This is a genomic window from Amycolatopsis sp. NPDC051102, assembly GCF_040682815.1.
Lineage (GTDB): Bacteria > Actinomycetota > Actinomycetes > Mycobacteriales > Pseudonocardiaceae > Amycolatopsis.
Map to the genome: position 1 here is coordinate 313,046 of NZ_JBFBBT010000008.1, position 21,609 is coordinate 334,654.

Here is a 21,609-nt window from a genome sequence, read left to right on the forward strand (position 1 = left end):
CGAGGGTAATTTTTACGCCCACGCCGCATCTGGGGAGGCAGTAGCGTCGGGGGCCGGGGAAAGGGGAGCCCGTGTCCGTCGATACCGCCGTCCGCCTGCCACCGTCCCGGCCCGCGTCCACGCCGCTGCCGTGGCTGCTGCCGATCCGCCCGCTGCAGGCCGCGGTGTGGGAGCTCGCCGCGATCGCCGTGCTGCTCGCCTGGATGGTCGGCGGCGTCACGCAGCCGGTGCGGCTCGCCGTCAGCGTGGCCGCCGGGTTCGTGGTGCTGCTGACGTCGGTCCGCTTCGCCGGGCGGCACCTGGCGGGCTGGGCGCTGACGTGGACGGCATTCCGCTTGCGCCGCCACGACACCCGCCGCGAGAGCCCGGACCCGCTGCTGTCCGTGGCCGGCCCGGTGAAGGTGCGCCAGCACGTGGATCGCGCGGGCAACCGCTTCGGCGTCGCGGAGGTCGACGGCGGCTGGAGTGCGCTGATCCGCCTGACGCCGGGGCCGGGAGCGCCGGGGCCGTTGGTCGACGCGCTGCGCTCGGCGTACGAGCGGGCGGACATCCCGCTGGCGTCGGCGCAGCTGCTGACGTGGGCGATCCCGCGCGGCGAGCAGGTGCTGCGGGTGCGGTGGCTGGCGGTGCGGTACCGGCCCGATCTGGCCCCGATCGCGGCGCTGGCCCGTGGCGGGGGCGACCTGGGGGCGTTGCGGAGCACGGCGTCGGCCGCGCTGAGCCTGATGGGGGCGCTCGCGGAAGCGGGCTACCAGAGCACGGTGCTGGAGGCCGGGGAGCTGGCGAAGGAACTCCGGGTGGCTTTGGGGGTCCAGGGACCGGCTTCCGGGGCGCCGGAGGGGTGGCGGTCCTGGACGTGGGGCGGGGCGGAGCAGATGTGCTTCCGGCCGCGTTCGCCCCGGATCCTGGACCTGGCGGTCCCGGGCGCGGCTTTCACGGCGACGTCGTACACGCTGACGCGGACGGCCGGTGGGCGCGAGAAGGCCGAAGTGACGATTCGGGTGGGAGCTAGGGCGGGGGCCGAGGTGCCGGTACCGCCCGGAGTGGTTCCGCTGCACGGGCGGCACGGGTCCGGCGTGCGCCGGACCCTGCCGCTCGCGCTGGACAGCTGACTCAGTTCACCACGATCGTCCTGATGCTGCGGGCGGGCAGCTGGGCGTTGAACGCTCCGGTCGACACCGTGATGTCGGTGTAGCGCGCGAGGTTCGCGCTCGAGCTCGTCAGCCAGGTCTGCGCGGTCGCCGATCCGGTGTCCCGGAGGGTGAACGCGAGATCGACCGCCGCGGTGTTCTTGTTGATCGCGACGATGACAACCTGGGCCCCGCTCTTGTACGCCGAGATGTAGACGTTCGCCTGCGGGTTCGCCGTCGCGGTGATCCGCTGATGGCCGGGGCGGACCCACTTGGCGAAGTGCGCCATGCAGGCGCCGCGCTTGCTGATCTGGCCGTCCTCGCGCATCGGGCCGTAGGAGCGCCGGATGTACCACCACACGTACGTCTGGAACCGGCCGTCCACCAACGCGCGGTGGACGTGCTCGCCCACGTCGAGCGCCTGCGGCCACAGGTCGGCCGAGTCGGTGCTGTTGGGGTAGTAGACCTCGGTCATCCACAGCTCCTTGCCGCCGCCCTTCTGCTGGAAGAGCGGGTAGGGCAGGTCCGCGAACGAGGTGCCGTAGAGGTGCGTGCCGATGATGTCCACGTTCGCCAGGGCGGTGGCGTCGTTGAGGATCGGGTCGGACATGGCCTTGCGGTACTGGAACGACTCGGGCGCGATGACCTTGGTGGTGATCGCGCCGGCGTTCTCGCGCAGGAACTTGACGATTTCGCTCGCGGTCCACGCCGTCCACTGCTGCGCGTAGTCCGGCTCGTTCTGGACCGAGATGCCGTACAGGTTCACCCCGTTGTTCGCCATGAACGCGGTGAAGTCGTTGAGGTGCTGCGCATAGGCGCCGTAGGCGTTGTACCGCAGCCGTTTGCCCCCGGAGAAGGTCTCGGTCATCGAGGCGGGCGGGTTCCACGGCGAGGCGATGACCTTGGCCCCGAGCTCACTCGCCCGCCGGGCCGTGGCGACCTCGCGGCTCCAGTTGTTGCGGTCCTCGTGGACGGGGATGCGCAGCACGGTGAAGCCCAGCTGCCCGGTGCCGTTGCCGAACGCCGTCTCGCGCTGGGCGGCGGTGAGGTCGCTGATCCAGACGGTGTGGTTCATCCCGCCGAAGCCCAGGATCGTCTGCTGCACGTTCGACGGCTCGACGACCACCGCGGCGGTGGCCGCCGCGGCCGGTGTCCCGGCCGCCAGCACCGGCAGTGCGGCGCTCGCGGCCAGCACGGTCCGCCGGCTCAGCAGCGGCGATCCCGCGATCTCGGAGTGGTCTCGACGTGGTGTCACAGCATCTCCCTGAAGTCGGCCGCAGAAGGGCGGAACAGCCTGGGAGCGCTCCCAAATCAGTTGTAACAGGGTGCCCGGACCACGGTCAAGGCACCGGGAAACGTTCAGCCGCGGACGGCTTCGTACACCCCCGCGATCATCCCCACCATCGGCACCAGCGACAGCAGCACCAGGAACTCCGACACGTCCAGCAGCCGCGACCAGTAAGGCGAACGCAGCCCCCGCGCCACCCGCGTCGCGTACACCAGGCAGACCACCGCCGCGCACACCACCGCGCAGCCCGCCGCGAACACCGCCGTGCGGTTGCCCGCCGCCACCAGCCACACCCCGGCGCACACCAGCGTCGGCACCCCGAAGCCCACCAGCACCAGCCGTTGCGCGCGGCCCGCGTACGAGCGTGACCGCAGGATCCACGCCAGCCCCAGCAACCCGGCCAGCCCCGCTTCCCACGGCCCGCCCGAGGACAGCACCACCGAAGCCGCCAGCACCACCAGGCCCAGCGCCACCAGCAATCCCGTCAGCACCGCCTGCGCGCGGGACGTCCGGCCGATCATCTCCGTGCCCAGCGACGGCTGCTCGTCCGCGCGGAACGCCGCCATGTCGTCCGGGACGCGCGGCAGCGGCAGGCGGGCCAGGCGCAACGCCAGCATCGGCGCCACCGCCGCCAGGGCCGTGCAGACCACCGCCACCACCGCCGCGGCCGCACCCGCGGAGACGCCCGTGAGCAGGATGACCCCGCACGTCAGGGCGCCGAAGCCCGCCGCACCCGTGATCGCCACGAACCACGGCAGGCGGTCCGCCACCGAAACCGCCGCCAGCACGCCGTACACCGTCACCGCCGCGAGGCCCGCCGCCAGGGGGCCCGCCGACAGCGAAAACAGCGGGTGCGGGGGCAGCACCGACATCCCCGCCAGCAGCGCGACGCCCACGCCGGCCAGCGCCCCCGCCGCGCCCGCCTCGGCGTCGCCGTAGGCGCGGCTCAACGCGCCGCCGCCGAGCAGCAGCACCAACGCCAGCAGGCCGGTCCCGATCGGGGCCAGGACGCTGCCGGACGCCGCCGCCTGCACCAGCAGGCCGCCGGCCAGCAGCAGGACGACCGCGGCGAGCAGCCCGGACCGCCGCGCGACCGCGGGACCCCAGCCGCCGTCGGCGTCGGCGACGCTGGCGATCGAGTCGACGACGTCGTCGAACAGCAGCGGACCCCGCGGGCGCTCCCGCGGGGTCAGGTGCAGCACTTCGCCGTCGCGGATCTGGGCCGCCGCAACGCTCAACCCCAACGCCAGTGGCGCGCCGCCGAGGCGGGAAAGGACCCAGCCGGGGTGCTCGGCCGACGCCTGCCCGGACGCTCCGGCCAGCCGCACCAGCTGCGGCACCAGCTCGGCGAACGTCGACTGCTGCGGCAGGGCGACGTCGACGCGGGCCCGCGGCGTGACCACCGTGACCCGCCGGGTCGTGCCGGTCAGAGCTGTGCTCATGCCGCCTCCGCGGGAAAGAGAACGTCGGCGGTCGTCATCACACGTCTTTCGCGGCCGCGATGACCGGCGCGAATTTCGCGGAACTGGCTTCGGCGAGCTTCTGCAGCCCGGCGTTCACCGCCTCCAGGACGATCTCCGACAGGTTGCGGGCGTCGTACTCGCGGATCGCGCGCGGGTCGATGTCGATCGAGGTGAACCGGCCGTCGCCGCGGAGGGTGACGGTGACCTCGTTCTGCCGCGAGTGCGCCTTGACCTCCATCGCCTCGACCGTGCGCTGGATCCGCTGGACCTCTTCGGTCTGCTTGCGCACCTGCGCCAGCAGCTCGTCCATGTCCGGCACCGCGTACGGATCGGTCACTGTGCTTTCCCTTCGTGCTGGCGGACGTGGACGCTGGCCACGAACCGCTGGAAACCGGGTGAGAGCCGCCGGGCGGTCGCGGGGGCGGCCGTGCAGGCGAGCTCGAGCACGAGCCGGTCCGCCGGCGTGGCGCCGGGGACCGTCAGGTGCACCTGGGTCTGGATCAGCTCGGTGCCTTCGCCGGTGCGCAGGCGCAGGAGCTGCATGACGGCGGGCGCGGCCGGGTCGCCGACGTCGCGGCGGCTCAGGACTTCGATGCCCGCCAGCGTCCGCGAAAGCCGTTCGACGGCCTCGGCGGCGACGGCGTCGATCGACGCGTCGTCGGGCCGCTGCTGCACGCTCACCGTGATGTTCGGCGTGAACTCCTCGCCCGGCACCGGGTGCACGGCCACGAACACCGCGCCCGAGTCGCCCGGGTCCACGGCGGTCCAGCCGTCCGGGATGACGAAGTCGAGGGGAAGCGTCATCACAGCCCCACGTAGGAAACGGCGTCGTCCCAAGCGGATCCGACGGCGTCGGCCGCGTCCGTGGCCGCGTGGCTGACCGCGTCGACCGCGGCGCCGCCGTACTCGCCGATCGTGTGGCCGAGCTTCGGCAGGTCGATGTCGATCTTCGCACCGACGCCCAGGCCGAGCCCGAGCGCCGCGCCCGCCTTGAAGTTGACCTTGAGGTGGCCGGCGTCGTAGACGGCCTGGGCGTCGAGCTGCGCGCCGAGGCCGTACTGCAGGGTGCCGTTCGCGCCGACGCCGATGCCCGCGACGTCCGCGGCGACCTCGCCCTCCACCTTGCCGCCGACGAAGGCGTTCGCGTGCGCGCCGACGCCGTGCGCGCCGATGGTGCCGGACCCGCTGACCTCGCCGCCGGCGAACACCGTGCCCTTGGCGTGGGCTTCGGCGACGCCCCACTCCTTCTTGAGCTCGGCCTCGCCGTGCAGGGCCGCGAGTTCCGCGTGCCCGGACGCGCCGGCGTCCCAGCCCTTCGACGTGATCTTGCCGTCGTACTCGGGGGAAAAGCCGTCCTGCTCGTGCTGGAACTTGTAGTAGGTGATCTCGGTGTTGCGGCCGATCTTGTTCTTCAGCCCCTCGGCTTCGGGCTGCCCGAACGGCGTGTCGGCCTTCTTCGGCGCGCGCGTGCCTTCGAGGCCGTCCCAGGTGAGCTTCTTCCAGCCCGAGTTGCCGAACCACGACGGCACGGTCCGCGGCCGCTTCCGGCCGTCGAGGGGTTCACCGTTGAGCCAGTGCAGCGGGCCGCGCGCCCACTTGCCGAGCTCGTGTTCCAGCCGGCCGACGCCCTCGGGCGGGAACAGCTCGGCGAGCGCGTCGGAGAACTCGTCGACGACCTGGCGGGCCGCGGCGACGCTCTGTTCGCCGAGCTGCCGCGCGGCCTGGATGAACGCGCCGACCGAAGCGGAGTTCACCGCGCGGGCCTGTGCGGTCAGCTGCTGGGCGTACTGGTCGAACTGGGCGATGATCGAGTCGACGGCGGCTTTCGCCGACTGCACGAGCTGCGCCGCCGTCGAAAGCCGGTTCGCCTGGTCGCGGAGCTTCGTGGCTTCTTCGGTGAGCTCTTCGCCGAGCTTTTCGGCGGCCGTCGCGAACGCGGTGTAGGCGTCGCCGTCCCAGTCCGCGTGCAGCGTCTTCGCGGACTCGTCGATTTCGCGCGCCTGGGCCGAAACCGTCGAAGCCTGCGTCGCCACCCGCTGCGACGCGGCGCTCAGCGCACCGGGATCCCCGGTGACCCGGCGCTGGCACTCGGCCAGCACGCGCCGGTACCCGGACAGGACCGAGCTGACCACCCCGGACGCGTCGACGACCCCCGAGCCCGCCATCGGCTAGTTCCCGGCCGCGTCGTAGCCGACGTGCTGGCTGAAGTGCTTGCCGTTGTAGTCCAGCGCGATGTCGAGGTCGAAGTCCTGGCCGCCCGGAGCCTCCACAGTGGACTCACCGGTGGTGAGGTTGGTGTGGATGACGACCTCGTCCGCGTGTCCGGCCACCGGCGCGGGCGCGGGTGCCGGAGCGGGCGCGGGCGCCGGAGCGGGCGCGGGCGCCGGAGCGGGCGCGGGGACGACCGCCGGCGTCGTCGTCCCGGCGTGGTCGACGGGGATCCAGCTGTTCGCCGGGTTCACCGCGCCGGGCGTCGCCGAGCCGCTGGAACCGCCGCCGGTGGCGAGCGCGGGCGGGGTGTAGTCGGTGAACGAAGGCTGCTGCGGGATCCCCCCGCCGCTCCCGCCCGCCACCGCCTGCTGCCCCGACGGGCTCGCCACCGGCGGCGGGGTCTGCGGCGCGGTCACCGGGGTGTTCCCGATCGACGGCGTCGTGGCGCCCGAGCTGCCGGAGGAGTGGTGGAAGAGCTTCTCGATCTCGCCGATGACCTGCGCGAGCGTGGTGACCTGCTGGGCGAGGTCGACCGCGCCGAGCGCCTTGAGCAGCGCGCCGATCGCGGTGATGAACGCCCGCAGCGACGCGCTCGTCGCGGTCGACAAAGCGACCGCGGCCCCGTAGGTCCACCAGTTCGACATCAGCGCGGCGACCGTCGGGTTCACCGCGGAAACCACCGCGCGGTAGGCCTCCTGCGCGGTCTTGATCAGCGTGCCGGAGACGCCGAGCAGCTCGGCGCCCTTCTGCACGACGTTGATGATCTTCGTGAGCTGGTCGAGGGAGTCGCTGATCTTCTTCAGCGCCGACTCGCTCGCCGCGCCCGACCAGATCTTCCCGAGCTGGTCGGCGGCCTTGGTGAGCTCGTTGTACATGCTGAGGAACTGCTCGGCCTTCTTGACCAGGTCCACCACGTGCTTCGCGATCTGCTCCGGCTGGCCGGTGACGATCTGCGGCAGGACGGTGATCGGCCCGCCCGAGGACGCGGTCGCGTCCATCGCGCTGGAGTTCGGGAAAGTCAGCATCGGACCTCACAGAGATTCAAGGAGCGGACGATCAGGCGACGACGGAGGCGGGCCGGTAGACGCTGACCTTCGCCGGCCCGCCGATGCGGGCGTCGAGCAGCCCGTGGTTGTAGAGGCGGCCGCCGTCGCCGGCGACGCCGATGACCGGCTGGCGGTCGGAGAACATCAGCGGCTCCACGACCACGACGTCCCCGCTGTGCACCCCGCCGGGCACGTCGGAGAACGTGCGCGCGGTGCCGGCGTAGACCTCGATCAGCCCGACCCGCGCCTGGTTGTCGGCGTCGCCGGCGAGCCAGTCGTTGAAGTCGGCGACACCGTGGAAGCGCGTGTCGGTGATCGGGTGGTCCCCGAGCCGGCCGAGCCGCGCGTCGCCGAGGTAGCGCAGCACGTTGCCGACCGACGACGGTTCGCCGCGCGCGCCCGCGCTGTCGTTGATGGCCAGGGTGGCGAGCTCGGACGCGTGCGAGCTGCCCCAGATCGACGACCCGGGCGTCGACGACCCGCCCTGGTGGCCACCGCCGTAGCCGGCCGCCGCGTCCTGGTCGGCCGCCTGGTAGGCGTCGGCGCTGGCCTTGACGAGCCCGTTGACCTGCTGCAGCAGCTGCAGGAGGGTGCGGACGGCGGTGATCTGGCTGGAGTGCAGGGCCGCGTTCGCGGCGGCGACCGCACTACCGAAGGTCGCGAACGACATCGGCTGCACGACGAGCCGTTCGAGGTCGGCCACGGCGTTGATGCCGTGGGCGATGATGCCCCCGACGTTGCCCACGGCGGAGCGCATCGCCTCGGGCTCAGCCCGGTACTCGCCGGCCATGGGTCTCCTTCCGGGGGGTGTGCTCGACCGAGCGTAAGTTCGGCCCCGGAAGCGGGCGGACGGCAAAAGTACCCACCGCGGCGGGGCGGCGAGTGGCCAAAATACCGGTCAGACCGCCCCCGAACTGGAGCAGCCTGACCTGATGAGCCTGCCCTCCGACCGACCGAGCGAAATCGTGCTGCAGTCCCCGCCGATGCTCCCGAAGAGCTCGTCGGGCGGCATGGTGCAGCTGATGATGTTCCTGCCGATGATGCTCGGCATGGGCGCGATGTCGTTCGTCTACATCGGACGCGACGGCGGCGTGATGACGTGGGTCTTCGGCGCCCTGTTCCTCTGCGCCATGGGCGGCATGGTGGTGATGTCCCTCGGCCGCGGCGGGATGGCCAAGAAGGCGCAGATCAACGACGAACGCCGGGACTACCAGCGGTACCTGTCCGGGCTGCGCGCCCAGGTCCGGGAGATCGCCGACGGCCAGCGCGCGGCGATGATCGCCGTCCAGCCGGACCCGGCGGACCTGTGGGCCTACGTCGAGACCGGGAAGCTGTGGGACCGGCGGCGCACCGAACCGCAGTTCGCGCAGGTGCGCGCGGGCACCGGGCCGCAGCGGCTCGCGACGCCGTTGAAGGCGCCGCAGACCGTGCCGCTGGAGGACCTGGACCCGGTGTCCTCCACCAGCCTCAAGCACTTCATCCGCACCTACTCGACGGTCGACGGCCTGCCGGTCGCGCTGTCGCTGCGGTCGTTCGCCGCGGTCACCGTGGCCGGCCGGCGGCCCGACGTGCTCGGCCTGGTGCGGGCCCTGCTGTGCCAGCTCGTCACCTTCCACTCCCCCGCGGACCTGCGGGTCGCGGTCTGCGTCTCGGCGGACCGGCAGCACGACTGGGAATGGGCGAAGTGGCTCCCGCACGCGACGGCGGCCGGCGCGGCCGACGCCGTCGGGTCGCGGCGGCTGGCCGCCGACAGCGCGGCCGGGCTGGCCGAGCTGCTGGGCGCCGACCTCGGCGAGCGCCCCGCGTTCAGCCGGCGCGCGGCGGCCGAGCTCGACCTGCCCCACCTCGTGGTCGTCGTCGACGGCGGCACCGCGCACGGCGAGCCCCGGCTGATCGGCGAGGACGGCCGGCTCGGCGTCACGGTGCTCGAGGTCGGGCAGGAGCACCCGCGGGCGTCCTCGTCCGAGCGGCTGCTGAGCCTGCACACCGCGCCGGCGTCGCTCGGCATGGTCGTCGGCGACGGCGGCGAGCAGCGGCTCGGCTTCCTCGGCCGCCCGGACGTCCTCGACCGCGGCGCCGCCGAAGCCCTCGCCCGGATGCTGACGCCGTTGCACACGCCCGCCGCGGTCGTCGGCGAGAAGCCGATGTCGGCGACGTTCGGCCTGGCCGGGCTGCTCGGCATCGGCGACCCGCGCGACACCGACACGACGGTGACGTGGGCGCCGCGCGCGGCGCGCGACCGGCTGCGGATCCCGCTGGGCGTCAACCCCGAAGGCCGTCCGGTGGAGCTGGACCTCAAGGAGTCGGCCGAGGGCGGGATGGGGCCGCACGGCCTGGTCATCGGCGCGACCGGGTCGGGCAAGAGCGAGCTGCTGCGGACGCTGGTGACGGCGCTGGCCGTGATGCACTCGTCGGAGACGCTGAACCTGGCGCTCATCGACTTCAAGGGCGGCGCGACCTTCGCCGGGATGACCGGGCTGCCGCACACCTGCGCCGTCATCACCAACCTGTCCGACGACCTCGCGCTGGTCGACCGCATGGCCGACGCGCTCAACGGCGAGCTGCTGCGGCGGCAGGAACTGCTGCACGCGGCCGGGAACTACGCGTCGGTGCGCGACTACGAGAAGGCCCGCGCGGACGGCGCGCCGCTCGAACCGCTGCCCTCGCTGCTGGTGATCATCGACGAGTTCAGCGAACTGCTGTCCTCGCGCCCGGAGTTCATCGACCTGTTCGTCGCCATCGGCCGGCTCGGGCGCTCGCTCGGTATCCACTTGCTGCTGGCGTCTCAACGACTCGAGGAGGGCCGGCTGCGCGGGCTGGACTCACACCTGTCGTACCGGATCGGCCTGCGGACGTTCTCGGCCGCGGAAAGCCGGGCCGTGCTGGGTGTCGCCGACGCCTACCACCTGCCGCCGGTGCCGGGGTCGGCGTACCTGAAGTCCGACACTGAAACGCTGATCCGGCTCAAGGCGGCCTACGTCTCCGGCGAGCTGCCGCCGCGCAGCACGGTCGTGCGCGAGGACGGGCAGGAACTCGGCGTGCTGCCGTTTTCCCTGGCCCCGGTGGAAATCCCGGTGACGACCGAGGTCTCTCCGGCGCCGGCAGCCGAGGGCACCGGCGAGACGATCATCGGCGCGATGCTGTCGCGGCTGGAGGGCCGCGGCCCGGCCGCGCACCAGATCTGGCTGCCGCCGCTGGCCGAACCGCCGACGCTGGACCAGCTGCTGCCGCCGCTGGGCGAGGACGCCGCGCGCGGCCTGTGCCCGCTGGGCTGGGGCGGCAACGGGAAGCTGACGATCCCGGTGGCGCTGGTGGACAAGCCGTTCGAGCAGCGCCGCGACCTGCTGTGGGCCGACTTCTCCGGCGCGGCCGGGCACGCGCTGATCGTCGGGGCGCCCCAAAGCGGCAAGTCGACGCTGATGAAGGACATCGCGGGCATGCTGGCGCTGACGCACACGCCGGCCGAGGTGCAGCTGTTCGTGCTGGACATGGGCGGCGGCGCGCTGGCGCCGATCGCCGGGCTGCCGCACGTGTCGGGGTACGCGACCCGCCGCGACGCGCAGCGCTGCCGCCGGGTCGTCGCCGAGCTGACGACGCTGCTGGAGCAGCGCGAGGAGTTCTTCGCCGCGCAGGGCATCGAGTCGATGGCCGCGTTCCGCGCTCGCCGTGCGGAGTTCACCGAGAGCACCGACGACCGCGAATTCGGCGACGTGTTCCTGCTGGTGGACAACTGGACGACGATCCGCCAGGAGTACGAGCAGCTGGAGGAGCAGATCACCGGCCTGGCGGCGCGCGGCCTGGGCTTCGGCATCCACGTGATCGTCTCGCTCAACCAGTGGATCGGCGTCCGCGCCCAGCTGCGCGACGCGATCGGCACGCGCTTCGAGCTGCGCCTGGGCGACCCGATGGATTCCTCGATCGACCGCAAGGTCGCGGCCAACGTCCCGGCCGACCGCCCGGGCCGCGGCATCACGGCGGAGAAGCTGCACTTCCTGGCGGCGCTGCCCCGCATCGACACCGACCAGCGCCCGGAGACGATCGGCGCGGGCGGCGTCGACCTGGTGCGGCGGATCTCGGAGGCGTGGCAGGGTCCGCGCGCCCCGCAGGTCCGGCTGCTGCCGCCGGAGGTCCCGCTGGAGTCGTTGCCGGCGGCCCCCGCGCGGCAGATCACGCTGGGCATCGCGGAATCGACGTTGCGCCCGGTGCACCTGGACTTCGCGGCGGACCCGCACTTCGTGGCGTTCGGCGACGTCGAGTCGGGCAAGAGCTCGCTGCTGCGCGCGATCGCCCGGGGCATCACGTCGGCGTACACCCCGGAGGAAGCGGCGATCATCGTGGCGGACTACCGCCGCGGCCTGCTCGGCGCGGTGCCGGAGCCGCACCTGCTGGGGTACGCGGGCGCCGAGGGCAAGCTGACGGACCTGATCGCGGAGTGCGCGCAGGGCATGCGCAACCGCCTGCCCGGGCCGTCGGTGACACCGGAGCAGCTGCGCAACCGGTCCTGGTGGCGCGGGCCGGAGCTGTTCGTGCTGGTGGACGACTACGAGCTGGTGGCGACGGTGGGGCGGAACCCGTTGCAGCCGCTGCTGGAGTTCCTCCCGCAGGCCCGCGACATCGGCCTGCACCTGGTGATCGTCCGCGGTTCGGGTGGCGCCGGCCGGGCGATGTTCGAGCCGGTGCTCCAGCGGCTGCGGGAGCTGGGCTCACCGGGCCTGATCATGTCGGGAACGAAGGACGAAGGCGCGCTGCTGGCGGACGTGAAGCCGTCACCGCAACCACCGGGGCGCGGGACTTTGGTGTCGCGGCGGCACGGGACGGGGCTGGTCCAGGTGGCGTGGACGAAACCCGTGGAGTCCTAGCGCGCGGTGCGGTGGTCGTCTTTGCGGGACAACCATTCCCGGCCCCGCGTCGAAACCGTCGAAGCCGGCGGCCTTACGCCACGGCCTGCCGGTTACCGACTTCGGTAGGTTCCGAAAATCCTTCACGGCTCATACGTTGGGCTCGTCGTCCCGTTCGGGACGGATATCCGGATCACCTGGGCCGAAGGGCATTTTCATGCGAATGTCGAGGGCTGTAGCCGCGGTCGGAGCGGCCGCCGCGGCGCTGAGCCTGGTCTCAGCGGGGGTTGCGGACGCCCAGCAGGACATCATCGGCGGGAGCACCGTCTCCTCCGCGCCGTGGGGCGCCCAGATCTACTGGAACAACGTCACCACCTACGGCGGCTTCGAGTGCTCGGGGACGATCATCGCCCCGCAGTGGGTGCTCACCGCGCAGCACTGCCTGAACTCGCCGGGCATGCACGTCAAGGTCGGCAACGTGACGCTCCAGCAGGGCACCAACGCCACCGTCGACCAGCAGAAGGCGTCCCCGAACGGGGACATCGCGCTGCTGCACCTGTCGACGGCGGTGAACACGACCTACATGAAGCTCGGCACCGGCAACCCGCCGACCGGGTCGACCAACCAGATCTACGGCTGGGGCCGCACGCAGGGCAGCAGCCCGCCCTCGAGCACCCTCAAGACCGCCAACGTGCGCGTCACGGGCCTGAGCTCGGACGCCTTCGGCGGCACGGCGATCGCCAGCCAGGGCATCAACGGCTCGGCGTGGCACGGCGACTCGGGCGGCCCGGAGCTCTACAACGGCGTCCAGGTCGGGGTGTGCTCGACGGGGAACAACTCCGGTTCGAACCCGCAGGGCACGCAGAACTACGCGAGCATCGCGTCCAGCCGCAGCTGGATCCGCAGCACGACCGGCGTCTGAGCACCCCGCGTGCCGGCTGCCCCGGCGGCCGGCACGCGGCATACTCGTCCCATGAAGTTCCGCACGAACGTGCTGCTCGGCGGCAAGACCGCGACCGGCCTGCCGGTGCCCGGCGACGTCGTCGAGGCGCTCGGCGCCGGCAAGAAGCCCGCGGTCGCCGTGACGCTGCGCGGGCACACCTACCGGACGACGGTCGCGAGCCGCGGCGGGCAGTTCCTGGTGCCGCTCAGCGCGGAAAACCGCGAGGCGGCCGGCGTGGCCGCCGGGGACGACGTCGAGGTCGACATCGCCCTCGACACCGCGCCCCGCGAACTCGAAATCCCCGCCGATCTGGCGGAGACGCTCGCCGCCGACGACACCGCGCGGGCCCGGTTCGAGAGCCTCTCCTACAGCGCGAAGCAGCGGTTCGTGCTGCCCATCGGCCAGGCGAAGACCGCGGAGACCCGGCAGCGGCGCGTCGCCAAGGTGATCACCGACCTGCGCGCCGGGAACTGATCAGTCCACAATGGACGTGCGGAGCGCCGCCTTGTCCGGTTTCCCCGACGGGGCCACGGGCACCGCACCCACGAAGCTGAACCGCGCCGGCACCGCCGCTTCCCCCAGCTCGGCCGCCACCGCCTTGCGCACCTCTTCGAGGTCCGGCTCGCGCCCGGGCACCGGCACCAGGAACGCGTGCGCCGCCTCGCCGGTGCGCTCGTCGGGCACCGCCACGACGTAGGCCTGGTCGACGTCCGGGCACGCGGCCATCGCCCGCTCGATCGGCCCGGCGTAGTGGATGACCGCGTTGACGATCACCACGTCCCGCGCGCGGCCCGACAGGTGCAGGTAGCCGTCGGCGTCCACGGACCCGAGGTCCTGCGTGCGCACCCAGCCGTCGCGCAGCACCTCGGCCGTGGTCGCCTCGTCGCGCCAGTAGCCCGCGAACGCCGACGGCGTGCGCACCCACACTTCGCCGTGGCGGGTCTCGATTTCGACTGTGTCACAGGCTTTCCCGACGGAACCGAGGCCCTCGTCGGCCCGGCAGATCGTCAGCATGCCCGTCTCGGTCTGGCCGTACGCGTGGTGCATCGCGGGCCCGATCCGCTCGGCCGCCTCGGCGAGCTTGTGCGGCGGCACCGGCGACCCGGCCACGATCAGCGTCCGCAACGCCGTCAAGTCGACGTCTTCGCCACGCAGCACGTCCAGGAGCTGGTGCAGCCGCGGCACCGTCGTCAGCGCCGCCGTGATGCCCAGCCGCGGCAGCACCTGCGCGAAGTCCGCGGTCCCCACCGGGATCACCGCGGTGCCGCCGGCGAACAGGCACACCCCGAGCTGTTCGACCATCACCGCGCTGGCCAGCGTCCCGAACAGCAGGTACCGCCCGAACCCGGCGCCCAGCCGCTCGTGGGCCGAGCCCGGAACCGGCGGCCGCCACACCCGGCCCTCGGTCAGCGCCCGGTAGCTGTAGGCGACCCCCTTGGGGACGCCGGTGCTGCCGCTGGTGAACACGACCGTCGCGATGTCGTCCGGCCTGCCCTGCGGCACGGGCTCGGCGTAGGTCCCCAGCAGCCGCTCGACCGGCAGCACCGGCACCGGGGCGTCCACTGGCTGGTCGGCGACCACCGCCACGACGTCGCCGAGGATGTGCCACAGCTGGGCTTCGGGCAGCCCGGGCCGCACCGCGACCGCCCGGCCGCCGAGCACGTGCACCGCCACCAGCGCGGCGAACCCCTCCGGCGTGACGCCGGTGGCGAGCCCGACGCCGTCGCCCGGGCCCAGCCCGGCCGCCCGCAGGCCGGCGGTGAACCGGCCGATCAGCTCCCGCAGCTCGCCGCGGGTGGTCACCCGCGAACCGTGCTCGAACGCGGGGACCTGCGGGGTGCGCGCCAGCTCGGCCAGCAGTGCCTGCGGGTGGACCATCTCGACCGCCTTTCGCCCGGGAGGTCCCGGTCTACCGGGCGGATCTCAGAATTTCGGCAGAAACGGCCGGCTCCCGCGGAAGCGACCGCAGCGACAGCGTGCCCGCGACGGCGACGGCCGTGATCAGGCCCGTGGCGGCGACGAGCGTCCAGAAGTCCGGGTGCACGATCGACTGGCCGCGCAGGGCCTGCCAGGTGAGCAGCGCGAGCAGGCCCGCGTAGCCCGCGCCCGAGGTCCGGACCAGCCGGCGGCGGACGAGGTCGGACTCCAGCGCCGGGAACCGGCGGGCCAGCAGGAGCAGCGCGAACGCGACCAGCGGCAGGGCCTGCAGGCCGTGGATGCCGATGAAGTGCGGGATCCGCAGGTCCCCGCCGACCGTGCTCCAGCCGGTCACCGGCAGCCCGGGGCCGCCGTCTTCGAGGCCGACCGAATGCGCGCCGAACGTCGAGTACTTGCCGTTCGCCTCGAGCACCGCCTGCTGCGCCGGCGTGGGCGAGAACATCAGCGTCGCGACGTACATCCCCAGCACGGCGAGCCCGCTGCCCCAGCGCAGGGCCGACCGCAGGGCCCGGTCCGGGATGCGCTGGAAGAGCAGGAGGACGGCGACGGCGGCCGTCATCAGCCACGCCGTGTACGCACCGCCCGCGACGACGTTGTTGATCGCGGCGTCGACCGGCGTCGACTGGTTGAAGTGCAGCGTGCGGCCGCGGACGATGATCTGCCACACCAGCAGCACGAAGTCCAGGCCGATGCCGGCGGCGAAGAGCGTGCCGAACCACCAGCCGGCGCGCCGGCCGCGGCGCACGTGGGTCAGCAGCCACGCCAGCGTCAGCGCGTACATGCCGATGGAAACCGAGAACTTGAACGGCTTGAGCCAGATCGGCGCATTGACCAGCGTGCGATCATCGAAGAGCAGCCCGAGCAGCGAGACCGCGCACAGCACCCCCATCAGCCCGGCGAGCACCACCAGCGGGCGGTGCCACGCCCGGACCGTGACCAGCGGATTTCCCTTGTCTGCCATGGCTGTAAGCCTGGCGTGGGGGCCGGGCCGGGTCACTGGAGCACGCCACCGTCCCGGGGTATGGCGGTCCCTACCTCCGGGGGTGTGGGTAATAGTGCCGTCAGCGCGACCGGCAGTTGTGCCGTTTGACCACACAGGCCTCTTTTCTAGCGTGACTTTCACACCGCGCGGACCACCGCGCCCGGGGAATTCGCTTCAGGAAGGAGGTGGCCCGTCGATGTCCAGTCCGGGATTCCAGGCAGATTCCGCTGCCATGACGCGCGCCGTCCAGGGTTTCGAGGAAACCGCGACGAACGCCAAGTCCACGATGGCCAGCTTGGAGTCCGAGCTGACCGAGGCCCTGCGCAACTACAAGGGTGACCAGGCCGTGGCCTTCTGGGACCTCCAGCGGCGGCTGCAGGAGAAGATGACCGCGGCGGTGAAGGAGCTCGACACGATGTCGCAGCTCGTGCACACCAGCCACGCGAACTACGGCCGCGGCGACGCCGACGTCCACCAGAGCTTCCAGGGGGTCGGCCACACCCTCGAGGGCTCGGGCGTGCTCCCCCGCCTCAACCCCTGACCCGAGAGGACGCCCACCATGGCCGACGTCGTCGAAATCAACTTCGCCGCGCTGCAGCACAGCTCGGCATCCCTGGCCGCCAAGGCCAAGGCGCTCACCTCGCAGCTGGAGCAGCTGCACCAGAACCTGCAGCCGATCACCGCGACCTGGTACGCCTCCGGCAGCTCCGCCGGTGACGCCGCCCGCCAGGCCGAGACGCGCCTGCGCCAGGCCACCGCGGACATCGTCGCGATCATCGCGCAGTTCGGCGGCAAGGTCGGCGAGGCGCACGACCTCCAGCAGTCGCTGGAGAACCGCAACCAGGGGCTGTTCGCGGGCTGATCCGCGCCAAGACGTCGGTCGGCCGGTGCGGGAAACCCCCCGCTCGCACCGGCCGACCGGCTTTCCCGTACCGCGCACAGAGAGCCGGGACCCGATGCACGACCAGTCGTACTACGTCCACCTGGAATCGCTGAAGGACTTCGTGCGGGAGCTGGAGACCCAGATCCACGCGATGTCGAAACCGAACGACTTCCTGCTCACCCTGGGCGAAGAGCCGCTGTTGTTCGGCGAGTTCGGCGAGGCCGGGTCGCTGGCCGACGCCCACCGCGCCGCCGTCTCGGAGATGCAGGGCCTGCTCGACCAGGTCCGCAGCGCGATCGGGTTCGCCCAGGACGTCACCACCACGGTCGCCGACGGTTACGCCGGCGCCGACCAGGAGGTGGCCGGGGACCTGCACGCTTCGGGCGCCGTCACCGGCCTGCTCGACCCGGTGCTCGGCCTGCTGGGCGGCGGGGACACCGACGGGAGCCGCAAGGGATGACGAAGAACACCGCGCACACGAACTTCGCCGCGTACAGCCACCAGCAGCTCTACGCGATGCTGCAGGCCGGCGACCCGAACAGCGCGCGGCACGCCGCCGACAAGTGGAAGTCCGCCGCCCTGCACCTGCACGAGCAGGCCCACAACCTCAACTCGGAACTGGCCGAGTTCAAGGATCAGTGGACCGGCGGCGCGGCCGAGCAGTACCAGCACATGATCGTCGACCTCGCGAACGGCATCTCCAAGGTGGCGCAGACCGCGGAGGCGATGAACGTGATGCTCGACGACGCCGCCGACGCGCTGGTGAAGGCCAAGAAGGAGATGCCGCCGCCGGTCTCGGTGCCGGACGTCGCCCCCGCCGACGTCGCGCTCGCGGTGAACCCGCCGCTGCTGCCGCCGGACGCCTCCCCCGCCCTCGTGCAGGCCGCGGCGCAGCAGCGCCAGCAGGCCATCGCGAACGTCGAGGCGCAGCAGGCCGCCGCGAACGCCGCCGGCTCGGCGCACGGCAAGGCCATCGTGGTGATGACCCAGCTGGCCGGCGAGTACACCGTCGCCGAGGAGTCGATCCCGGCTTCGCCGAACGCCGTCCAGACGCCGGCGACCCCGCCCACCGGCGGCGGCGGTGCCGGCAGCGGCGGTGCGCCCGGGCTGGTCGGCAACGGCATGACCGGTCCCGGCGTCATCGTCACGCCGACGGACGGGCACCCGCTGCCTTCGACGAACCTGCCGCAGCCGGGGACGACCGTGCCGACGTCGAACCCGCTGTTCGGCGACATGTTCACCGCCGGGCTCGCCGCGGCCTCGGCCGCCGCGTTCGGCCGGTTCGGCTCGATCATGCCGAAGGTGCCGTCGTGGGCCACCGGCAAGGACCCCAAGGACAAGAAGGACGAACCGCCCGGCACGAAGCTCGGCGGGGGCGGCGCCGGCGTCGAGGGCGGTACCGGCGGCGGCATCCCGATCGGCGGCGGTGACGCCCCTTCGCTCGGTGGCGGCGGCGGGGTTTCGGTCGGCGGCGGCGGGCTCTCCGGTCCCGGCGAGGTGCCGGCGGCGCACTCCGGCCTGGCCGGCGACGGCGGCGCGGGCAACGCGCTGAGCGGGCTCGCCGGCGGCGCGGCCGGAGCCGTCGGGGCGGCGGCCGCCAAGAGCGCGATGCCGATGATGCCCATGATGCCGATGGGCATGGGCGGCGGCGGGGACATGAGCTCCGGGCGCCGGATCCCGGCGTGGCTGGTGGAGACGGAGAACGTCTGGGGCCAGTCGGCGCCGGTCGCGCCGCCGGTCATCGGCGAAGACGGCGTCTGATGACGGCGGCGGGATACCGCGTGGCACCGGCCCGCCTCGACGCGGAGGCCGGCGAGTCCGGCACCCGCGCCGAGGCGCTGTCCGGGGCGAAGTCCGCGGTGGCGGGCGAGAAGGTGCCCGCCGCCGCGTTCGGCCGGGTGAGCGAGTCCGCCGCCGCGGCCAAGACGTTCGAGAAGACCATGACGGAGCTGGGCGGGAAGCTCGAGTCGCACGTCGCCCGGCTGCGCACGATCCAAAGTGGACTGACCGCCTGCGCGGCCGGGTACCGGCGCGCCGATGCCCAGGTGGCGGCGATGTACCGGGCGCTGCTGCCCGAGGATCCGCTGCCCCGGGCCGGAAATCCGGCCGGGATCGGCGGCGCGGCCGACACCGGGGCGTGGGCGCACGCGATCGCCGACAACCGCGTGAAGGTCGCCGACGCCCTGACGGCCGAGCGGGCGCGGCTGGCCGCGTTGACCGACGCCGGCGAGATCGCGCGGTCGCAGGCCCGGATCAAGCTGTACGAGGACATCCTCGCGAACGACCGGCAGATCCTCCGGTTCGACCCGTCCGGCAACGGCCGGATCGCCGAGCTCGTCGGGCACATCGAGCCGGGCACGCGGAACGTCGGGCTGTTCGTGCCCGGCGTCAACACGCAGATGTCGAACTTCGACGCCTACGCCGGTCTGGGCCGCAGCCTGGTGGCCGCGGACCCGGCCGGGCGCACCGCCGTCGTCGTCTGGGCGGACGGGGTGTTCCCGCAGAACCCGGTGGTGCAGGGGCCGGACGCGAGCTACGCGCAGGCGATGGCGCCGGACCTGAAGACCTTCGCCGACGACCTGCGCGGCGAGATCGCGGGCCACGCGGGCCCCGGCGTCACGCTCACCGCGATCGGGCACAGCTACGGCGGGGCGACGGTCGGGCTCGCGGAGACGCACGGCCTCGACGTCGACCGCGTCCTGCACGTCGAGTCGGCCGGGATGGGGCACGGCGTGTGGTCGCCGGCCGACCTGCCGCCGAGCCAGGCGGGGGTCCAGCGGTACTCGATGACGGCCCCGCTCGACCCGATCGTCGTCGCGCAGGGCAACGCGTGGGGCCTGGAGTGGACCGGCATCGGGCACGGCGCGGACCCGGACGTCTTCCCCGGCGTCACCGAGCTGGCGACCGGCAACGACGCGACCGGATCGGCGCTGTGGGGCGTGTCGTCGCACAATGACGTGCTGAAGCCGGGTTCGGATTCGTGGACGAACATGTACCGCGTCCTCACCGGCGACGGGAGTGTGCTGCCGTGAACCCGGAACTCCGCCGGCTGGGAGCCGAGCTGACGTCGGTGATCGACGACGTCGCGGCGGCGTTCGGCGGCCCGGCCGACCGGACGGTCGACGGCGAGCTGGACTGCGACCCGATCCGCCCGGGACACCTGCTGTGCTGGCAGTACGGCGTCCGCTTGGAGGACGCGGCGTCACCGGAAGACCGCCTGGCATCGCTGGTCCCGGCGTTGCGCCGCGACGGCTGGGAACCCCAGGACCGCAGCACGACCCGCGAGCGCATCACCCGCTTCTCCCGCGACGGCGCGGACTTCACAGTCCACGTCACCCGCGCCGGCCACGCAGTGGCGATCATCGGCTCAACCCGCCCCATCCCCGCCTGACCCGTGTCGACCCCCCAATCACGCGAGTCGACCCTCCAATCACGCGTGATGCCTCTTCAATCACGCGAGTCCCGCCCCTGATCACACGAACCGACCTTCCGGGTACGCCGACCGACCCTCCAGGTACGCGACTTCGCCGATCCGGTACGCCGAACCCGCGTGATTGGGCGCGTATCTCGCGTGATTGGACGGTCGACTCACGTGATTGGACGGTCGACTTACGTGATTGAAGGGTCGACTCGCGTGATTAGAGGGTCGACTCGCGTGCCTGGACGGTCGGTTACGGGGTGAAGCGGGAGGGGCGCCAGCCCCGGCGGCGGGCGCGGCGGACGGCCGCGACCATCACGCCCGCGGCCGCGGCCAAGGCGACCCCGGCCAGGGCGATCGTGCCCGCCGCGACGTCGGAGCGGCGGGGCGCGGGCGCCGCCGCCGGGACCACGGCGGAAGCCGACGCCGGTACGGGGGCCGCGCCGGGCGGGGGGACGTCGGCGGGCAGGGTGGAGGACACCGCCGCGTAGGCGTCCAGGACTCCCCAGCCCAGCCGCGGGTCGTGGCCGCCCGACGGCGGGCGGTGGGCGGTGAGCGTCAGGCGCGTGACGATCTGGTCGCCGGACAGCGCCGGGTGGTACGCCCGGACCAAGGCCGCGACGCCGGCGACGTACGCCGCCGCGAGGCCGGGGTCGGTCACCGGCCAGCGGTGCGCGACCGCGCCGCCCGCCCCGGCCGACGTGCTCACCAGGCCCGCGCCCGGCGCGGCCACCCCGACGTAGTCGCCCGCTTCCGTCTGCACCGGTTCGCCCGCCGGGTTCACCGAGCCGACGGCCAGCACTCCGGACGTCGCCGTCGGGTACGTCCGCGCGCCCTGCTGGGTCGCCGACGCCGCCGAGACGACCACCGCTCCCGCCGAACGCGCCCGCGAGACCGCCGCCGACAACGCCGGGCTGTCGGCCGCCGCGGGCACCGCGATGAGGATGACGCCGGCGTGGCGGTCCACGGCCGTGTCGATCGCGCCGGCCAGCGCGCCGGGGTCGCCGCCGTCGGATGCGGTGTACCGCAACGGAAGCAGCCGCACGCCGGGGGCGACGCCGGCGAACGTCGTCGACGGATCCGGCTGGGCGCCGACGATCCCGGCCGCGATCGTGCCGCGGCCGTCGCAGTCGGTCCGTTCGGTGCCCGCGCCGCCTTCGAGCTGGCCGGGCGCGAACTGGGCGTTCTGCCCGTCGACACCGGTGCCGACGACGGCCACCAGCTGGCCGTCACCGCGGGTCAGCGGCCACAGCCGCGCCGGGTCGATCAGGCGCTGGCCCCACGGGACCTCGCCGGTGTAGGTGCCGGACGGGTTCGCGCACCCCTCGGCCGAGGCCGCCGGCGCGCCGGGCAAGCCGGACACCCCCGAAGCAGCCACCAGGCCCGCCACCGCGAGCACCGCCGGTAACCGCACCCCAACCCCCGAACCGAAAGACGGTGGCGGACAAGGATTCCGCCACCGTCAGTCT

At 73.0% G+C, this 21,609-nt stretch carries 20 protein-coding genes; 10 read left to right on the top strand and 10 right to left on the bottom strand.

The features are described from left to right. The first annotated feature begins 71 nt into the window (after window positions 1-71). The gene (locus tag AB0M93_RS24215; RefSeq protein WP_364276433.1) at window positions 72-1,112 is read left to right on the top strand and encodes a type VII secretion protein EccE; all 1,041 of its coding nucleotides are present in this window, start codon (window positions 72-74) and stop codon (window positions 1,110-1,112) included. A gap of 1 nt (window position 1,113) precedes the next feature. Here AB0M93_RS24215 and AB0M93_RS24220 read toward each other — a convergent pair whose 3' ends face one another. From AB0M93_RS24220 to AB0M93_RS24250, 7 genes are all read right to left on the bottom strand, one after another. Continuing rightward, window positions 1,114-2,385 (bottom strand): glucuronoxylanase, encoded by a 1,272-nt coding sequence (locus AB0M93_RS24220; RefSeq protein ID WP_364276434.1) that lies wholly within the window; start codon window positions 2,383-2,385, stop codon window positions 1,114-1,116. Window positions 2,386-2,489: 104 nt separating this feature from the next. Further along, window positions 2,490-3,860 carry a type VII secretion integral membrane protein EccD gene (gene eccD / locus AB0M93_RS24225; RefSeq protein ID WP_364276435.1) on the bottom strand — a complete coding sequence of 457 codons (1,371 nt, stop codon included), beginning with the start codon at window positions 3,858-3,860 and terminating at the stop codon, window positions 2,490-2,492. 37 nt (window positions 3,861-3,897) lie between these two features. Then, on the bottom strand, window positions 3,898-4,218 hold the full coding sequence (locus AB0M93_RS24230; protein WP_004558471.1) for a YbaB/EbfC family nucleoid-associated protein: 321 nt from the start codon (window positions 4,216-4,218) through the stop codon (window positions 3,898-3,900). Beyond that, window positions 4,215-4,685, bottom strand: coding sequence for a hypothetical protein (locus AB0M93_RS24235; protein WP_364276436.1), 471 nt, complete (start codon window positions 4,683-4,685; stop codon window positions 4,215-4,217). The genes AB0M93_RS24230 and AB0M93_RS24235 overlap by 4 nt, the downstream gene beginning before the upstream one ends. Then, window positions 4,685-6,046, bottom strand: a complete 1,362-nt coding sequence (locus AB0M93_RS24240; protein WP_364276437.1) for a WXG100 family type VII secretion target — start codon at window positions 6,044-6,046, stop codon at window positions 4,685-4,687. Before AB0M93_RS24240 ends, AB0M93_RS24235 begins: the two co-directional genes overlap by 1 nt. A gap of 3 nt (window positions 6,047-6,049) precedes the next feature. Then, on the bottom strand, window positions 6,050-7,117 hold the full coding sequence (locus AB0M93_RS24245) for a hypothetical protein (protein WP_364276438.1): 1,068 nt from the start codon (window positions 7,115-7,117) through the stop codon (window positions 6,050-6,052). A gap of 31 nt (window positions 7,118-7,148) precedes the next feature. Then, on the bottom strand, window positions 7,149-7,928 hold the full coding sequence (locus AB0M93_RS24250) for a WXG100 family type VII secretion target (protein ID WP_364276439.1): 780 nt from the start codon (window positions 7,926-7,928) through the stop codon (window positions 7,149-7,151). Between the two features lie 142 nt (window positions 7,929-8,070). Here AB0M93_RS24250 and eccCa point away from each other — a divergent pair, with 142 nt between their 5' ends. From eccCa to AB0M93_RS24265, 3 genes are all read left to right on the top strand, one after another. Continuing rightward, window positions 8,071-11,997: a type VII secretion protein EccCa gene (gene eccCa, locus AB0M93_RS24255; protein ID WP_364276440.1), complete on the top strand. Its 3,927-nt coding sequence runs from the start codon at window positions 8,071-8,073 to the stop codon at window positions 11,995-11,997. Between the two features lie 202 nt (window positions 11,998-12,199). Further along, window positions 12,200-12,898 carry a trypsin-like serine protease gene (locus AB0M93_RS24260; RefSeq protein ID WP_364276441.1) on the top strand — a complete coding sequence of 233 codons (699 nt, stop codon included), beginning with the start codon at window positions 12,200-12,202 and terminating at the stop codon, window positions 12,896-12,898. A gap of 51 nt (window positions 12,899-12,949) precedes the next feature. Then, a complete protein-coding gene (locus tag AB0M93_RS24265; protein WP_364276442.1) occupies window positions 12,950-13,393 on the top strand; it encodes a YdeI/OmpD-associated family protein in 444 nt (147 codons plus the stop codon). Here AB0M93_RS24265 and AB0M93_RS24270 read toward each other — a convergent pair whose 3' ends face one another. Both AB0M93_RS24270 and AB0M93_RS24275 read right to left on the bottom strand, forming a co-directional pair. After that, a complete protein-coding gene (locus AB0M93_RS24270) occupies window positions 13,394-14,797 on the bottom strand; it encodes an AMP-binding protein (protein WP_364276443.1) in 1,404 nt (467 codons plus the stop codon). A gap of 31 nt (window positions 14,798-14,828) precedes the next feature. After that, entirely contained in the window at window positions 14,829-15,818 is a 990-nt protein-coding gene (locus tag AB0M93_RS24275) for a hypothetical protein (RefSeq protein WP_364276444.1), read from the bottom strand. Window positions 15,819-16,035: 217 nt separating this feature from the next. Between AB0M93_RS24275 and AB0M93_RS24280 the strand changes: the two genes are divergently transcribed. The 6 genes from AB0M93_RS24280 (at window position 16,036) to AB0M93_RS24305 (ending at window position 20,113) form a co-directional block, all read left to right on the top strand. Continuing rightward, on the top strand, window positions 16,036-16,380 hold the full coding sequence (locus AB0M93_RS24280; protein WP_071831485.1) for a WXG100 family type VII secretion target: 345 nt from the start codon (window positions 16,036-16,038) through the stop codon (window positions 16,378-16,380). An 18-nt stretch (window positions 16,381-16,398) separates the two neighbouring features. Continuing rightward, entirely contained in the window at window positions 16,399-16,701 is a 303-nt protein-coding gene (locus AB0M93_RS24285; RefSeq protein WP_003057455.1) for a hypothetical protein, read from the top strand. A 94-nt stretch (window positions 16,702-16,795) separates the two neighbouring features. After that, the gene (locus AB0M93_RS24290; protein WP_364276445.1) at window positions 16,796-17,182 is read left to right on the top strand and encodes a hypothetical protein; all 387 of its coding nucleotides are present in this window, start codon (window positions 16,796-16,798) and stop codon (window positions 17,180-17,182) included. Further along, a complete protein-coding gene (locus tag AB0M93_RS24295) occupies window positions 17,179-18,483 on the top strand; it encodes a WXG100 family type VII secretion target (protein ID WP_364276446.1) in 1,305 nt (434 codons plus the stop codon). Before AB0M93_RS24290 ends, AB0M93_RS24295 begins: the two co-directional genes overlap by 4 nt. Further along, on the top strand, window positions 18,483-19,754 hold the full coding sequence (locus AB0M93_RS24300; protein ID WP_364276447.1) for an alpha/beta hydrolase: 1,272 nt from the start codon (window positions 18,483-18,485) through the stop codon (window positions 19,752-19,754). The genes AB0M93_RS24295 and AB0M93_RS24300 overlap by 1 nt, the downstream gene beginning before the upstream one ends. Then, window positions 19,751-20,113: a hypothetical protein gene (locus AB0M93_RS24305; RefSeq protein WP_364276448.1), complete on the top strand. Its 363-nt coding sequence runs from the start codon at window positions 19,751-19,753 to the stop codon at window positions 20,111-20,113. Before AB0M93_RS24300 ends, AB0M93_RS24305 begins: the two co-directional genes overlap by 4 nt. Window positions 20,114-20,393: 280 nt before the next feature. On the opposite strand, the gene AB0M93_RS24310 is transcribed toward AB0M93_RS24305, so the two are convergent. Next, the gene (locus AB0M93_RS24310) at window positions 20,394-21,539 is read right to left on the bottom strand and encodes a S8 family serine peptidase (protein WP_364276494.1); all 1,146 of its coding nucleotides are present in this window, start codon (window positions 21,537-21,539) and stop codon (window positions 20,394-20,396) included. Between the last annotated feature and the right edge of the window lie 70 nt (window positions 21,540-21,609).

What these genes read in the sequence shown, in the direction of transcription:
- AB0M93_RS24245 (WP_364276438.1), bottom strand. Translation starts at nt 7,117, where the DNA reads ATGCTGACTTTCCCGAACTCCAGCGCGATGGACGCGACCGCGTCCTCG.
- AB0M93_RS24280 (WP_071831485.1), top strand. Translation starts at nt 16,036, where the DNA reads ATGTCCAGTCCGGGATTCCAGGCAGATTCCGCTGCCATGACGCGCGCC.
- AB0M93_RS24270 (WP_364276443.1), bottom strand. Translation starts at nt 14,797, where the DNA reads ATGGTCCACCCGCAGGCACTGCTGGCCGAGCTGGCGCGCACCCCGCAG.
- eccCa (WP_364276440.1), top strand. Translation starts at nt 8,071, where the DNA reads ATGAGCCTGCCCTCCGACCGACCGAGCGAAATCGTGCTGCAGTCCCCG.
- AB0M93_RS24300 (WP_364276447.1), top strand. Translation starts at nt 18,483, where the DNA reads ATGACGGCGGCGGGATACCGCGTGGCACCGGCCCGCCTCGACGCGGAG.
- AB0M93_RS24285 (WP_003057455.1), top strand. Translation starts at nt 16,399, where the DNA reads ATGGCCGACGTCGTCGAAATCAACTTCGCCGCGCTGCAGCACAGCTCG.
- AB0M93_RS24240 (WP_364276437.1), bottom strand. Translation starts at nt 6,046, where the DNA reads ATGGCGGGCTCGGGGGTCGTCGACGCGTCCGGGGTGGTCAGCTCGGTC.
- AB0M93_RS24295 (WP_364276446.1), top strand. Translation starts at nt 17,179, where the DNA reads ATGACGAAGAACACCGCGCACACGAACTTCGCCGCGTACAGCCACCAG.
- eccD (WP_364276435.1), bottom strand. Translation starts at nt 3,860, where the DNA reads ATGAGCACAGCTCTGACCGGCACGACCCGGCGGGTCACGGTGGTCACG.
- AB0M93_RS24235 (WP_364276436.1), bottom strand. Translation starts at nt 4,685, where the DNA reads ATGACGCTTCCCCTCGACTTCGTCATCCCGGACGGCTGGACCGCCGTG.
- AB0M93_RS24265 (WP_364276442.1), top strand. Translation starts at nt 12,950, where the DNA reads ATGAAGTTCCGCACGAACGTGCTGCTCGGCGGCAAGACCGCGACCGGC.
- AB0M93_RS24275 (WP_364276444.1), bottom strand. Translation starts at nt 15,818, where the DNA reads ATGGCAGACAAGGGAAATCCGCTGGTCACGGTCCGGGCGTGGCACCGC.
- AB0M93_RS24290 (WP_364276445.1), top strand. Translation starts at nt 16,796, where the DNA reads ATGCACGACCAGTCGTACTACGTCCACCTGGAATCGCTGAAGGACTTC.
- AB0M93_RS24250 (WP_364276439.1), bottom strand. Translation starts at nt 7,928, where the DNA reads ATGGCCGGCGAGTACCGGGCTGAGCCCGAGGCGATGCGCTCCGCCGTG.
- AB0M93_RS24260 (WP_364276441.1), top strand. Translation starts at nt 12,200, where the DNA reads ATGTCGAGGGCTGTAGCCGCGGTCGGAGCGGCCGCCGCGGCGCTGAGC.